Here is a 13,935-nt window from a genome sequence, read left to right on the forward strand (position 1 = left end):
GGTTGAGCTCAAGATAGCATTGAATATGACTAGACAAAAACTTGGGGAAATGACTTGTTGTAAGGAGAGAGAAATATGCTAAAAACATTAAGAATTATTTTATCGATAGGTGTTCTTGCATTATCATTTTTTGGTATAGTAACTAAAAACTTTGAGTATATGCCTTATTTAATGATGGCACTAAGTTTTTTAATGTTGACTACGGGATTAATTGAGCTTCAAAAAGATAAAAAAGCATTTTGGGGTTATATGTCTATCGGTGTTTCTGGTTTTGCTTTTTATGTTTCAATTCAGGGATTCTTATTGAGTTAACAGAGATATTAGCATAGAAAAGACTGTCTATTGACGGCCTTTCTTATGCAGCTAAGGGCAGGTTAGTGCAAGAAGGATTTATTATCATACATACCGAATTATAGGATTATTGTCTTAAATGGGGAGGGTTAATTATGAAGCTGTTGACGACTGTTATTATTATATTTTTAGTGGTTTTTTTTGTGGAAAAATTAATAGAAAAATACTTAGGTATAAAGAGAAAATTTATTTCGGAAACCCCTGGAAAAAGAACTGATCGATGGGGACGAACGATAATAGTAGTTATCTTTTTGTCTTCTTATTTTTTTGCTCTTACAAACGAGGTTAATGCAATCCTAAAATGGAATTGGGTTCTATTTTTCACAGCACTAATGGGGCTACAAACTATATTGGAGTGGAAGTACATAAAAGAATCAAAACAATATATTTCAACACTTATCAGTTCGATGATCATTATTAGTATCTTGTCGCTCCTTGTTATCCGCTTTTAAGCTATCGGGGCAGTTTAGTTTAACAAGAGCAACTGAGAAAATAATATTAAGTTAATTCAAGTATTTTAAGAGTTAAAATAAAAAACGTGGGGAAGAGATGAGTTGGGGAAACGTACAAAAACAATCTCATTTTATGTTATATCAATGATTGTTATATATGCGATATTTGCAAGTATAGAGACTGTAAAACTAAGTTCTAAAACTGTCAATGAAGCATTTGAAAAGTTTAAGAATGAATTTGTTCAAACTGAAATCGGTGATAAAGAATTTTACCGAATTGGGAATTCTACATTTGTGCCATTTGAAGTTGGAAATACTGTTTCATTAGTCCAGTTTGAAAAAGGGATATTCGGTTGGAAACCAACCTATTATTCTCACGATGAGGATAGAGGTTCTTCCTATACAAGTTTTACTGATGGAGATATTCTTTTGCACGGGGTCATACCAAAAGATATAGTGGCTGAAACGAAGACCATAAAAGTGAATGGAATAGAAGCAGATATTGTTAGGCTCAATGATAAAACGAGAGTTTGGATTTTGATGAACAATAAACCAAAAAACTTTTCTAACATAAACATAGACTTCTTAGATAATGAGGGACATATAATCAGTGAAATATAAATACAAATAGCATTTCTAAAGGTATTTGCTATTATTGTGAATAAGTATACTTAAACTAACGGGGCATTGATCAAGGAAGAAGGATTAATGCCTTTTTGTGTTGAATTTCTTATGGAACAAACGGGGCAGGTTAGTGGAACAGTATCATATGGAAAACTTATGAGTGCTAATAATTGTTTTGAAATTTTATCACGGAAATATATGGCATAAAATAAGGGGGGAAGTACGCACGTCGCTGCTGTTAGTTAATTATCAATCTTACTCAAATAATTCTGATGAAACTAACTAAATGTGAAATGGGGGATGTTAGGTGGGAATTGATTTTCATAATGAGGAAAATCGAAATACTTATACAACTCGAAATGCCGATAATTCGTGGATTGACGCTATTAAAGACCTTGTACCAATCGAAAATATAACCAAGGCATTGGATATAGGATGTGGCGGTGGTATTTATTCTAAGGCACTGTCTGATATGGGGATATATTCTGTTACTGGCATCGATTTTTCCGAAGCAATACTTGAAGGTGCAAGAGAAAACTGCAAAGAACACCAAAATATATCTTTTAAGCAAGGTAACGCTTTTCATACTGGATTAGAAAGTAATAATTTTAATTTACTGCTTGAAAGAGCATTGATACATCATATAGATGATTTGCAAAAATGCTTTAAAGAGGCATATAGATTATTAAAACTTAAAGGATATTACATTATTCAAGACCGAACACCTGAAGATTGTTTATTAAAAGGTAATGATAGTCATATTAGAGGGTACTTCTTTGAATTATTTCCAAAATTAATTGAAAAAGAGACTAATCGCAGACACAATAGTCAATTAGTAATAGAAACACTTAAAGAAGTGGGGTTTCTAGAAATTGAGGAAGTTAAGTTGTGGGAAACAAGAAAAGTGCACATTGATAAAAAGCAATTACTAAAAGACTTAAGCGAGAGAACAGGAAGAAGTATTTTACACGAATTAAACAATAAAGAATTAAAATTACTGGTGAATTATATAGATGAATCATTTTCTACTGAATGTAACATAGTTGAAAAAGATAGATGGACTATTTGGAAAGCAGTTAAATAATTGGATGGCTTGATTTAGCTTGTGAAAGTATGTACTTAAACAAACGGGGGCTTTAGTTCAATAACAAGTACAGCCACTTCCTATCTGGAGGTGACTGTTTTTACATATTAGATAAAATATAGCAATAGCAACACTCCTTACAAAAACAGCATATTATTAAAACCTTTTGACCTAATTTATATATTCAACAATTGTTTCTTCTTAGCCGTAAATTCTTCTTCTGTAATAACTCCCATATCTAGGAGCTCTTTATATTTTTTTAACTCATCAGCAGTTGAAATAGATGATGCTTGTTCCTGATTAGTATGAGAAACGCTTTTTGCACTATCTATTACTTCGTGGATACGGCTGTTAATAGAACTTGCTGATCCCGCGTTTAATGCCACATTGAATTTTTCCTGAGGTGTATCAATTGTTAATATCCCAAAAACCAAGCCTTTTTCAAACGTAATATCATTGATTTTTTCAAGGGATATAGATTTAAATTTTTCGCCTGTGATAGATTTTTGCCCATATATAATGCGTTTATTTGTCACAGCATATGCGTAATTATTATCGTGCTTAGTTGTTGATTTGTAATTATGAAGACCAATAAATGTCATTAACACCTTTTCATCTTTCATTATGTTATCTTGCAAAATTTTAAAGTGTTTAAGTGCCCATTTATCGGTAAACCCTTCACCAAAGTTATTTTCTTTGCAATATTGATACATACCTTCAGCAGTAGACATTGGATCATCTCCAAGCCGTTCTTTCTTTTTATCTAAAATCGTCTTGATGTCCTCAATAGTCACCTTACTAACATTAATTACTGATATACCTCCAGCTTCTGATATGCAGTCTGGACAGACCCAGGCATTAGATTTTTTTACTTTATAACGATTTAATCCAACTTCCCTTCCACAAACACCACATATCACTTTACGGTCAAAAAAGCCCATCATCCTCACCTCTCAAGAATATTTATCTATATTAATTTTAACACCTAATAGTTTGTTAGTATAATTTCACCTATAAAAAGAAAACCCGCCTCAAAAAAAATCTTATTGTAGAAACAGGGGCTTTAGCGGAATAACAAGAAAGTCACTTCTTTTTGGAAGTGGCTTTTTCATCTAGATAAATGTAAGAGAATGGAAACAGAATCTTTAAGAATGCAGCCTATTGCTTACCAAATATCATGAACAATTGTACGTAAACTATGAGGGCTTTAGTGAAACAAGGAGACAGTAAAAGTTGTCTCTCTTTTTTTTCTAATAGTAACAAGTTACGAAAAGAGATTATAAAAAAGAAAGGCAGATAGCCTAATGCAGCAACCCTGACCACAATAGGTAGGGTTGCCATGCTATCTGCTTTTATTTTTTCTTAAATAGAATGAATCCGCCAATGAGCATTAAAAGAACAGGCCAGTAGTGATTAAAGAAATCAACAAAATGAACCAAGCCCAGTATAGTTAAGATTCTCTCATGGAAGATAAAGATGATAGAAACAACGAGGAATAAAATCCCCGGGCCTTTACCAACTCCCTTTTTTAGATGAAGCAATAACAGACCCAAACTAATAAATAAAAATAGGGCTGTATGCTCAGCTGGCCAGTTTTCCAAATGGACGGCTATGTATTGGTGTAAACCGAATCCAGTGAGCAAGATTCCAGGCAGTATAAAATCAGAATGACTGCCAAACCTGCTTTCAGCAAGAAAGGCTAATCCGATAATAATACAAAGAGATCCCCATGAATAATAAGGTGACAATAGGGAAAAGTTAATTGATTTTAAAAAATAAAAAAGACCAAAGCCAATCAAAATAGTGCTTGAAAAATAACGATATTCTTTCATATGTAGTCTCCCGGTTTATTATTATTGATAATTATTCTAATCTTTGATAATGTACAATTAGTGATTTAATTTACACATAATACTGTCAGAGAAACATTTTGGCAATTAAGATTTAACCTATTATACATTAATTATATCAGGTTTTTATTTCATGAGAATTTCTCATTTACATGTTTAATTGATATAGAGTTACGATAATGTTCACAATTTGTGGAAAATTTTTCATATACACCAATGATATACTTGCAAAAGAATATGCTCAGATGGGGGTGTGACAGGGGAAATGCATATAATTGTTGTCGGTCTTAATTACAAAACTGCTCCTGTTGAAATCCGTGAAAAAGTCAGTTTTGAATTGGGACAGCTGCCGGAAGCGATGAAATCATTAAGTAAGAAAAAAAGTATCCTTGAAAATATCATTGTTTCCACCTGTAATCGGACAGAGGTTTATGCAGTAGTGGATCAGCTGCACACGGGCAGATATTATATTAAAGAATTTTTAGCAGAGTGGTTCGCGGTTGACCAAAATGAACTTTCCTCCTATTTATATGTTTATGAGCAGGACGGAGCAGTTAATCATTTATTCCAGGTTGCCTGTGGATTGAACTCCATGGTATTGGGAGAAACTCAAATACTTGGACAGGTGAAGAAAAGCTTCCAGCAGGCACAGGAAGAAAATACCGTCGGAGTATTGTTTAATAATCTGTTTAAACGGGTGATTACGCTTGCCAAAAAAGCTCACTCTGAAACGGAAATCAATAAAAATGCGGTATCAATCAGCTATGCAGCGGTTGAGCTTGGTAAAAAAATCTTTGGTTCGCTTCAGGATAAGAAAATCCTCGTAGTCGGTGCCGGGAAAATGGGCCAGCTTGCCATTGAAAATTTATATAGCAATGGTGCCAATCAAGTAACGGTAATTAACAGAACCTTGGAAAAAGCCGAAATATTGGCATCTAAATTCTCTGGACAGGCAAAAATGCTTCAGGAATTGCAATGTGCCCTGCTTGATGCAGATATATTAATCAGTTCGACTGGATCAAAGGAATATGTAATTACAAAAGAAATGATGGAAAATATCAACATTTTAAGAAAAGGCCGTCCGATTTTTATGGTTGATATTGCCGTACCGCGTGATTTAGATCCTAAACTAATGGAACTGGACAGCGTCTTTCTTTATGATATAGACGATTTAGAAGGTATCGTTCAGGCGAACCTGGCAGAAAGAAAAGAAGCAGCAGAACAAATTATGATCATGATTGAAAGTGAGCTGGTTGAATTCAATCAATGGATCAAAATGCTTGGTGTTGTTCCTGTGATTTCTGCATTGCGCGAGAAAGCATTAGATATTCAGGTAGAAACAATGGAGAGTATGCAGCGTAAATTACCAGGCCTAAGTGAAAGAGAATGGAAGGTTATTAATAAGCATACGAAGAGCATCATTAATCAGATGCTTAAAGATCCGATTCTTTATGCAAAAGATATGGCAGAAATGAAGAATCCAGAGGCTGCTTTACAGGCATTTGTCTCGATCTTCAATATTGAGGAGCTTGTAGAAGAACAGGAATTTAAGGCGGCAATGCCATTCCAATCTAAAACATCGGTCCAGCAAAATAGACCTGTCTTGAAAGTGGTGTCACAACCATATTAAGCAAGGATGGGATATATGATTGATATTAATTTAAATAGATTGCAAGAAATTACAATTATATTATATGGACTTAGTGTCTTATTCTATTTCATAGATTTTTTACAAAATAATCGGAAGGCTCATAAGGCAGCCTTCTGGTTTCTTTCGATTGTTTGGTTGATGCAAACAATTTTTTTATGTCTATATATGTTTGAAGTGGGAAGATTCCCGGTTCTTACCTTATTTGAAGGATTATATTTTTACGTGTGGATATTGATTACCTTTTCACTCATCCTAAACCGGATAATACGGACAGATTTTTTTATGTTTTTTACAAATGTAATAGGGTTTGGTTTGATGGTCATTCATATATTCTCAACATTAGAATCCTATTCTACGGCAGAAGCGCAAACTAAGGTGTTATCTGAGCTATCCATGATTCATATTACAGTTGCCATTCTATCTTATGCAGCGTTTGCTCTTTCCTTTGTCTTTTCAATTTTGTATCTAATACAGTACGATTTATTAAAGCGAAAGAAATGGGGGAAAAGGCTGAACAGGCTGGGAGATCTGGCGAAACTGGAACAGCTGTCTTATATACTGGTAGCAATCGGTGTACCTCTGTTATTATTATCATTAATACTAGGTCTTGAATGGGCCTATATAATCGTTTCGGATATTAATTGGTATGATAGTAAAATTCTTGGCTCATTTGCCTGCCTAATTATATATGGAATCTATTTATATCTTAAAGTTAACAACCGGATTTATGGGAAATCACTCGCTTATTGGAATATTGGTTCATTCTTGTTAGTGCTAGTGAATTTCTTCTTTTTCGGCAGCATATCAGCATTTCATGTCTATTGATGGAGGGTAAATCATGAGAAAAATCATTATCGGTTCACGTAGAAGTAAATTAGCATTGACACAATCTAATTGGGTTATTGACCAGCTGAAAAATCTGGGATTACCGTTTGAATTTGAATTGAAAGAAATTGTGACAAAGGGTGACAGGATTTTAGACGTAACTCTCTCTAAGGTCGGAGGAAAAGGTCTTTTTGTAAAAGAAATCGAACAAGCCATGCTAGATGGGGAAATTGATATGGCCATTCATAGCATGAAAGACATGCCGGCAGAGCTTCCAGAAGGGTTAACAATTGGCTGTATTCCAGAGCGTGAGGATCATCGTGATGTGTTGATTTCAAAAAATAATCTAACGCTTGCAGAACTTCCGGAAGGTGCGATTGTCGGTACAAGCAGCTTAAGAAGAAGTGCTCAATTGTTGGCAAAACGTCCGGATTTAACAATCAAGTGGATTAGAGGGAATGTGGATACACGTATTCAAAAATTAAAAGATGAAGAATATGATGCAATCGTATTGGCGGCAGCAGGTCTTTCGAGATTAGGCTGGAAAAAGGATGTTGTCAGTGATTTCCTTGATGAAGATACTTGCATACCTGCAGTTGGCCAAGGGGCGCTGGCGATTGAATGCAGAGCAGACGATCATGAGCTATTGCAGGAATTAGCTAAATTAACTTGTCAGGATACAAAAGAAGCTGTTACAGCGGAGCGTGTCTTCCTCAATAAAATGGAGGGTGGCTGTCAGGTTCCAATTGCAGGTTTTGCATATAAAGACGAAAAAGGGACCTTACAATTCCAGGCACTCGTCGGAACGCCTGATGGGCGTACCATTTATCGTGAACAAATTTCAGGAGATGATCCTGAAAGCTTAGGTATAACAGCTGCCAATCGCCTAATCGAACGGGGAGCAAAGACTTTAATTGAAAAGGTTAAAGAGGAGATGGAAAGCTAAATGAAGCATTCCTTGTTTCTTTCGGGTAAAGGCGTATTGGTTACAAGAGAAGAAGCGCAGGCCGAACAATTGTGTGCCATGATTGCTGAGCATGGAGGGGTACCAATTAAGGTGCCTCTTCTTTCGTTTCAAAAGGTTGATGCAGATAGGCTTGAATCAGTAAAAGAAAAGCTGAGCAGGCTGGAATCTTTTGATTGGATCGTTTTCACAAGCAAGCCGGGTGTTGATCTATTTTGTGAGATGCTGAACGAAATGGAATTTGAAGGAATCTATCCTAAAATAGCAGCCATTGGTAAAAAAACGAAAGCAGCCTTGCAGGAACATGGTCTGCAGCCTACTTTTATCCCACCGAAATATGTAGCTGAATCTTTTTTGCCTGCGTTTCTGGAAGTAGTGGATACGAGCGAATCTGTGCTCATTATAAAGGGTGATTTGGCGAGAGATTATCTATTTAATGGGCTGATAGCTGCAGGTATACATACAGAGGAGTCCGTTATTTACAGCAACCGTATGCCAGAAGACAGTGAACAAGCCTTGGTGGATGTACTTACAAATAAAAAGATAGATATTCTATTATTTACGAGCCCTTCGACAGTAAATCATTTTATGAAGACCGTGAAAAAACATCATTTATTTGACTGTTTGATAGATAAAGTGACAGTTGCAATCGGACCGGTCACGAGGAAAAGAGCCGAAGAACTGGGCGTGGCTGTCACATTATGTCCGGAGCAATATACCGTAGATGAAATGATGAAAGAATTAAGGCAGTATTATTCGTAATATAGGAGGACCTTAAAATGGCCAATATTGAATTTAATCGACACAGAAGATTAAGAAGAAATGAATCTATGAGAGCGCTTGTGCGTGAAACACATTTACATGTAGAAGACTTTATTTATCCGATTTTTATTACGGAAGGTACAAATGAAAAGAACCCCGTTACTTCTATGCCAGGAATCTATCAATTTTCCATGGATCGTTTGAAAGAGGAAATGGATGAAGTGGCTTCACTTGGTATCAAATCTGTCATTCTCTTTGGAGTACCGGATGAGGAAAATAAGGATGAATGCGGGACAGGCGCTTTTCATACCCATGGGATTGTTCAAAAAGGGATTCGTTTTGTAAAAGAAAACTATCCTGAAATTCTTGTTGTAGCTGATACATGTTTATGTGAATATACAAGCCACGGTCACTGCGGTATGGTTGAAAATAGTGAAATCTTAAACGACGAAAGTCTGGAGCTTTTGGTTAAAACAGCTGTCAGCCAGGCGGAAGCAGGAGCGGATATTATTGCTCCTTCCAATATGATGGATGGATTTGTGGCTGCGATTCGCCAGGGTCTTGATGAATCAGGGTATCAGCACATTCCAATCATGTCCTATGCCGTTAAATATGCATCCGCATTTTATGGTCCATTCCGTGAAGCAGCAAACGGAGCACCTCAATTTGGTGATAGAAAATCCTATCAAATGGATTATGCCAACCGTATTGAAGCCTTGCGTGAAGCTGAATCAGACGTTCAGGAGGGAGCGGATTTTATCATTGTGAAGCCAGCTCTTGCTTTCCTCGATATCATTCGCGATGTGAAGAATACAGTAAATCTGCCTCTTGTAGCTTATAATGTAAGTGGAGAGTATTCCATGGTTAAAGCAGCTGGTGCAAATGGCTGGATTGACGAAAAAGCTATTGTGATGGAAATGCTAACTGGTATGAAACGTGCCGGTGTAGATTTAATCATTACTTACTTTGCAAAAGATGCAGCAAAATGGTTAAAAGAATCAAATTAATTCCATATATAAAGGAGATTGCAGCATATGCGTTCATATGAAAATTCTAAGAAAGCATTCCAGGAATCCATCAATTTATTGCCGGGCGGCGTAAACAGCCCTGTCCGTGCTTTTAAATCTGTAAATATGGATCCGATTTTTATGGAAAGAGGAAAGGGTTCAAAAATCTATGATATTGATGGCAATGAATATATTGATTATGTTCTTTCCTGGGGACCGCTGATTCTTGGCCATGCAAATGACCGGGTAGTAGAGGCGATTAAAAAGGTTGCTGAAACTGGTACAAGCTTTGGTGCTCCAACTTTAATGGAAAATAAATTGGCACAGCTTGTAATTGATCGTGTCCCATCAATTGAAATGATACGGATGGTTTCCTCCGGTACAGAAGCAACCATGAGCGCACTTCGTCTGGCACGAGGATATACAGGACGAGATAAGATCCTTAAATTTGAAGGATGTTATCACGGACATGGAGATTCATTGCTTATCAAAGCAGGTTCAGGAGTTGCTACACTTGGTTTGCCAGATAGCCCTGGTGTTCCAGAGGGCGTTGCGCGAAATACCATTACAGTTCCATACAATGATCTTGAGAGTGTAAAACTTGCTTTTGACCAATATGGCGAAGATATAGCAGCTGTAATTGTAGAGCCAGTTGCGGGAAATATGGGAGTAGTCCCTCCACTGCCAGGCTTCTTGCAGGGATTAAGAGAAATTACTGAAAATCACGGTTCTTTATTAGTCTTTGACGAAGTTATGACCGGTTTCCGTGTTGATTATCAATGTGCGCAAGGTCATTTCGATGTTACTCCAGATTTAACTTGTCTAGGAAAAGTAATTGGCGGAGGACTTCCAGTAGGAGCATTCGGCGGTAAAAAAGAGATCATGAGCCAAATTGCGCCAAGCGGTTCCATCTATCAAGCCGGTACATTATCAGGAAATCCGATTGCGATGACAGCCGGTTATGAAACGTTAATCCAGCTTAATGAGGATACGTATAAAGAGTTTACTAAAAAAGCAGATCTCTTAGAGGCAGGGTTTAAGGAAGCAGCTGAAACCTACCAAGTACCTTTAACGTGTAATCGAGCAGGGTCTATGATTGGCTTCTTCTTTACTAATGAACAGGTTAAAGATTACGAGTCTGCAAAACAATCAGATCTTCAATTTTTTGCGAATTATTATAAAGAAATGGCGGAAAATGGTGTATTCTTGCCGCCTTCTCAATTTGAAGGAATCTTTCTTTCAGTTGAACATAGTAATGAAGATATTCAAAAGACTATACAGGCTGCCCAAAAAGCGTTTAAAGCAATTAAACGATAAAGTGAAACAATGTCCGTTGAGGAATTACTTTCATTCCACACGGAGCATTAGTTGAACTAATCGACTTCTTACTGCTGCTTACCTTTGTTTTAGGCGAGAGTCCATGCTCCAGTTTGAATGAGATAAAGTGATTAGTAGATTCCCCCGAGTATGCTCTCGGGGGAATTTTTTTATTCTCCAGACATACGTTTAACAAAGCACATATTTTCTGTATCTGCAGCATAGGCTGATAATGGCATTTAGATGAAAAGGGCTGAAGGGAGGAAATTGGGTGTCTGAGGATCATGCATCGTCATTACGATTTTCATTAGAAGAGAGTGTGTGGTTTCAAAGGGGACAGGAAGTTGAGGAACTGTATTCCATTTCGCTTGAACCAAATGTTTCAGCTCATCAAGTAGAACAGTATGTGATTCTTAAAGGAACTCTGGATTTAATGGGGGAATATAAGGCCACTGAGGCAACAGGACAGGAAGAAGGAGCAGAAGATCCGTTTCGGCGCTATGTTTCTGTAATCGAACAAAGGGAGCATCATTTATTTGAATTCCATCAGCAATTTCCTGTAGATATAACGATTCCTGCAGAAAGAGTTCGGGAAATGGATGAGCTTAATATAGGTGTGCATACCTTTGATTATAAGCTGCCAGAAAAGGGATATCTGCAAATTAGAGCAGATTTATGGATTGGTGGAGTTTACGATAATTTGCCTGAAGAGCAGACGCAAGTGACAGAGACAGAGGAACGGGAAGAGACTTCAAACTATCAAAATGGAACATCCGGGCGATTTCAGGAAGAGCATCATACTCATACATGGAATAAAATCAACGAAGATTTTGAGGAGTCAGCAGAGGAGATTACTATTCAGGCAGAAGTCCATAATGAGCAAGAGGAAGAACAGATAGAGGTGCATTTATATCGGGAAAATTCTGAGGATGAGGATCAGGAGCAGGAGGATTTGGCAGATTCGCCTGAGATTTATCTCAAGAACCCAACTTCTTATATAGAGAGTAATCATAACCAGGATGACCATTTTTATGTTGAAACTAAATTGTCACCCCGACTGCATCAACCAGCCGATTATGAAGAAACACAGCCGAATGATGAGTCAGATCATACAGACAAGGACTATAGCCCTTTTGCTTTTGAACCGGACCAATTAGTTGACAGACAAAAGCAAAAAGATGAAAACCAATCTTTTTCCATTCCATATGATAATAGATTTGATGAGGGTCCTCCGGAATTAATGGAAGTCGTTCCTTTTACTGCCGAGTATGGAAAAGAGGAAAGTTCAGAATATGAAAAAGAGGAAAGTTCAGAATATGAAAAAGAGGAAAGTCCTGAATATGACAGAGTACAGCCGCACCAATCTCAAGCGAATGTAGCACCAGATTTGAATAAAGCTGCAGTAGAACCGGAAACAAATGTTTCTCGCATACGTCAACAGAAAAAAGAACAAACATCCAATCAGTATGTAGAGAAAAAGTATCAATCGTCTGATTCTAAAAGAAAGAATGGGAAGGAGAACGAAGATCAAACTGAAGGTAAGTCTAAATCTTTGTTATACGATTTATTTACAGAGGAGGAAGAATCACAACAATCAAAAGTAAGAGTCTGTATTGTCCAAAATGGAGAAAATATTGATGTTCTGGCAGATCGATATAAAACGAGCGTTCAGCATATCGCGAGAATAAACGGGTTGGAATTAACATCCGATCTAAAAGCTGGTCAGGTAATTTATATTCCTGAAGCTGCTGCTTCTTATAAATAATAGGTCTAGTTAACAGCAGAGCACAGCATTATATGCTCTGCTTTTTTAATAGGAATAGTACAATGCAATTTAACTGTGAGAAACATGGCTGCATAGCTCATTAAAAAATAATGACTTATGATAGGGCAGCTGAAATAGATTTCATTGGTTTCCAAAAAGGGCACATGCAGAAAGGGTGCCAGAGGAATGTTAAGAAAAGATCAGGAGTGGATATCTGAGTTTCTAAGAAACTATCAATTGGAACTTGAATTTTACGAGGATTTTGGAAAAGTAAAAAAAGTATATACGAACAATGGTATATTTGCGATTAAAACCATCCCGGCAACCAAAGGCATTGATTTTATCAAAAATGTGCAGAACCTATATCAAAATGGATATAACCGAATTGTTCCGATTTTTCCAACAGTTGATGGCAGATATGGAGTATTAACTCATGATAAAATCAGTTACCTTATGCCTTGGCTGCCGGATGAACATATAGAGGAACGGGCAGAACGACACCAGCAGATGTTCAGGGAATTGGCAAGAATGCATACGCTATCTGGCAAAGAAATTAACATTACGAAAGAGGAACGGGAAGAGCATTATGAAAAAACAGTCAAGGAGTGGGAGGAGCAAAAGGAATTTATTCGTGAAATGGTAACAACCATCGAAAAGAAGTGGTATATGTCTCCGTTTGAGCAGTTGTTTAGTATGTGCTTTTATGACTTGTCTCAGGCTCTGACGTATTCCTTAAATAAACTGAAGGAGTGGTTTGACCTAACAAAGGAAGAAGAAAAAGTACGCAGTGTGGTGACCCATGGAAATATCTCAATTCATCATTTCTTATATAGTGAAAATGGTTATGGCCATTTTATCAATTTTGAACAGAGTAAAACCGCACCTGCCTATTTCGACTTATTGCCTTTTGTCGTTAAGCAGTTAAAAACTTATCCAATCCAGGGTGAAGAAATAGTTGAGTGGATCTATCTTTATCTGAAGTATTTTCCCTACAAGGAGGGTGAGCTGCGTTTATTCTTATCCTATTTAGCCTATCCGGCTAATTGTATCAAGGTAGTAGAACAATACTCCAGAAAAAAAGGTAAACAGGATGAAATACAATTTTGCCGAAGATTCCAAAGGCAGTATTGGTTATTAAAAAACATTGAATATATTATTATGAGGATGGAACAAATAGAAGAAAGCAAAAAGGCGAAGGAAGAGAAATAAAAGATATGGCATCAACATAATAAAATGATAGGCTGTATCAAACAAAAACCAGGCAAACCTACCTGGTCTAAATG

General features: G+C 36.7%; 14 protein-coding genes. 12 read left to right on the forward strand and 2 right to left on the reverse strand.

All coding sequences use genetic code 11. From position 1 onward, the window contains the following. Positions 1-75 precede the first annotated feature (75 nt). The 4 genes from AC4BHP_RS00620 to AC4BHP_RS00635 all read left to right on the forward strand — a co-directional run bounded on the left by AC4BHP_RS00620 (position 76) and on the right by AC4BHP_RS00635 (position 2,511). Complete coding sequence (locus tag AC4BHP_RS00620) at positions 76-312, forward strand: DUF3953 domain-containing protein (RefSeq protein ID WP_490551077.1); 237 nt, start codon at positions 76-78, stop codon at positions 310-312. A 134-nt stretch (positions 313-446) separates the two neighbouring features. Beyond that, positions 447-803 (forward strand): DUF4181 domain-containing protein, encoded by a 357-nt coding sequence (locus AC4BHP_RS00625; protein ID WP_490551078.1) that lies wholly within the window; start codon positions 447-449, stop codon positions 801-803. Positions 804-905: 102 nt separating this feature from the next. Beyond that, complete coding sequence (locus tag AC4BHP_RS00630; RefSeq protein ID WP_066102187.1) at positions 906-1,424, forward strand: hypothetical protein; 519 nt, start codon at positions 906-908, stop codon at positions 1,422-1,424. A 310-nt stretch (positions 1,425-1,734) separates the two neighbouring features. Then, positions 1,735-2,511: a class I SAM-dependent methyltransferase gene (locus tag AC4BHP_RS00635; protein ID WP_490551079.1), complete on the forward strand. Its 777-nt coding sequence runs from the start codon at positions 1,735-1,737 to the stop codon at positions 2,509-2,511. A gap of 176 nt (positions 2,512-2,687) precedes the next feature. On the opposite strand, the gene AC4BHP_RS00640 is transcribed toward AC4BHP_RS00635, so the two are convergent. Both AC4BHP_RS00640 and AC4BHP_RS00645 read right to left on the reverse strand, forming a co-directional pair. Then, a complete protein-coding gene (locus AC4BHP_RS00640; RefSeq protein ID WP_139892652.1) occupies positions 2,688-3,452 on the reverse strand; it encodes a PH domain-containing protein in 765 nt (254 codons plus the stop codon). Positions 3,453-3,863: 411 nt separating this feature from the next. Beyond that, entirely contained in the window at positions 3,864-4,343 is a 480-nt protein-coding gene (locus AC4BHP_RS00645; RefSeq protein ID WP_066105598.1) for a hypothetical protein, read from the reverse strand. Positions 4,344-4,626: 283 nt separating this feature from the next. Between AC4BHP_RS00645 and hemA the strand changes: the two genes are divergently transcribed. The 8 genes from hemA to ysxE all read left to right on the forward strand — a co-directional run bounded on the left by hemA (position 4,627) and on the right by ysxE (position 13,861). Beyond that, on the forward strand, positions 4,627-5,991 hold the full coding sequence (gene hemA / locus AC4BHP_RS00650) for a glutamyl-tRNA reductase (RefSeq protein WP_490551080.1): 1,365 nt from the start codon (positions 4,627-4,629) through the stop codon (positions 5,989-5,991). A gap of 15 nt (positions 5,992-6,006) precedes the next feature. Beyond that, positions 6,007-6,837 carry a cytochrome C assembly family protein gene (locus tag AC4BHP_RS00655; protein ID WP_066105591.1) on the forward strand — a complete coding sequence of 277 codons (831 nt, stop codon included), beginning with the start codon at positions 6,007-6,009 and terminating at the stop codon, positions 6,835-6,837. A gap of 13 nt (positions 6,838-6,850) precedes the next feature. Next, complete coding sequence (gene hemC, locus AC4BHP_RS00660; RefSeq protein WP_066105588.1) at positions 6,851-7,783, forward strand: hydroxymethylbilane synthase; 933 nt, start codon at positions 6,851-6,853, stop codon at positions 7,781-7,783. After that, a complete protein-coding gene (locus tag AC4BHP_RS00665) occupies positions 7,784-8,563 on the forward strand; it encodes a uroporphyrinogen-III synthase (protein WP_139892629.1) in 780 nt (259 codons plus the stop codon). Positions 8,564-8,580: 17 nt separating this feature from the next. Beyond that, positions 8,581-9,570 carry a porphobilinogen synthase gene (hemB, locus tag AC4BHP_RS00670; protein ID WP_490551081.1) on the forward strand — a complete coding sequence of 330 codons (990 nt, stop codon included), beginning with the start codon at positions 8,581-8,583 and terminating at the stop codon, positions 9,568-9,570. 27 nt (positions 9,571-9,597) lie between these two features. Continuing rightward, a complete protein-coding gene (hemL, locus tag AC4BHP_RS00675) occupies positions 9,598-10,887 on the forward strand; it encodes a glutamate-1-semialdehyde 2,1-aminomutase (protein WP_066105575.1) in 1,290 nt (429 codons plus the stop codon). Positions 10,888-11,158: 271 nt separating this feature from the next. Then, a complete protein-coding gene (locus AC4BHP_RS00680) occupies positions 11,159-12,652 on the forward strand; it encodes a LysM peptidoglycan-binding domain-containing protein (protein WP_139892628.1) in 1,494 nt (497 codons plus the stop codon). A gap of 186 nt (positions 12,653-12,838) precedes the next feature. Next, positions 12,839-13,861: a spore coat protein YsxE gene (ysxE, locus tag AC4BHP_RS00685; RefSeq protein WP_140461961.1), complete on the forward strand. Its 1,023-nt coding sequence runs from the start codon at positions 12,839-12,841 to the stop codon at positions 13,859-13,861. Positions 13,862-13,935: the final 74 nt, after the last annotated feature.

It is taken from the genome of Pradoshia sp. Z4_20, from assembly GCF_058216035.1.

Bases quoted from the DNA above. Each gene is read 5' to 3' on its own strand.
- AC4BHP_RS00645 (WP_066105598.1), bottom strand. From the start codon at position 4,343: ATGAAAGAATATCGTTATTTTTCAAGCACTATTTTGATTGGCTTTGGT.
- AC4BHP_RS00625 (WP_490551078.1), top strand. From the start codon at position 447: ATGAAGCTGTTGACGACTGTTATTATTATATTTTTAGTGGTTTTTTTT.
- AC4BHP_RS00655 (WP_066105591.1), top strand. From the start codon at position 6,007: ATGATTGATATTAATTTAAATAGATTGCAAGAAATTACAATTATATTA.
- hemC (WP_066105588.1), top strand. From the start codon at position 6,851: ATGAGAAAAATCATTATCGGTTCACGTAGAAGTAAATTAGCATTGACA.
- hemA (WP_490551080.1), top strand. From the start codon at position 4,627: ATGCATATAATTGTTGTCGGTCTTAATTACAAAACTGCTCCTGTTGAA.
- hemL (WP_066105575.1), top strand. From the start codon at position 9,598: ATGCGTTCATATGAAAATTCTAAGAAAGCATTCCAGGAATCCATCAAT.
- AC4BHP_RS00665 (WP_139892629.1), top strand. From the start codon at position 7,784: ATGAAGCATTCCTTGTTTCTTTCGGGTAAAGGCGTATTGGTTACAAGA.
- hemB (WP_490551081.1), top strand. From the start codon at position 8,581: ATGGCCAATATTGAATTTAATCGACACAGAAGATTAAGAAGAAATGAA.
- ysxE (WP_140461961.1), top strand. From the start codon at position 12,839: ATGTTAAGAAAAGATCAGGAGTGGATATCTGAGTTTCTAAGAAACTAT.
- AC4BHP_RS00640 (WP_139892652.1), bottom strand. From the start codon at position 3,452: ATGGGCTTTTTTGACCGTAAAGTGATATGTGGTGTTTGTGGAAGGGAA.
- AC4BHP_RS00620 (WP_490551077.1), top strand. From the start codon at position 76: ATGCTAAAAACATTAAGAATTATTTTATCGATAGGTGTTCTTGCATTA.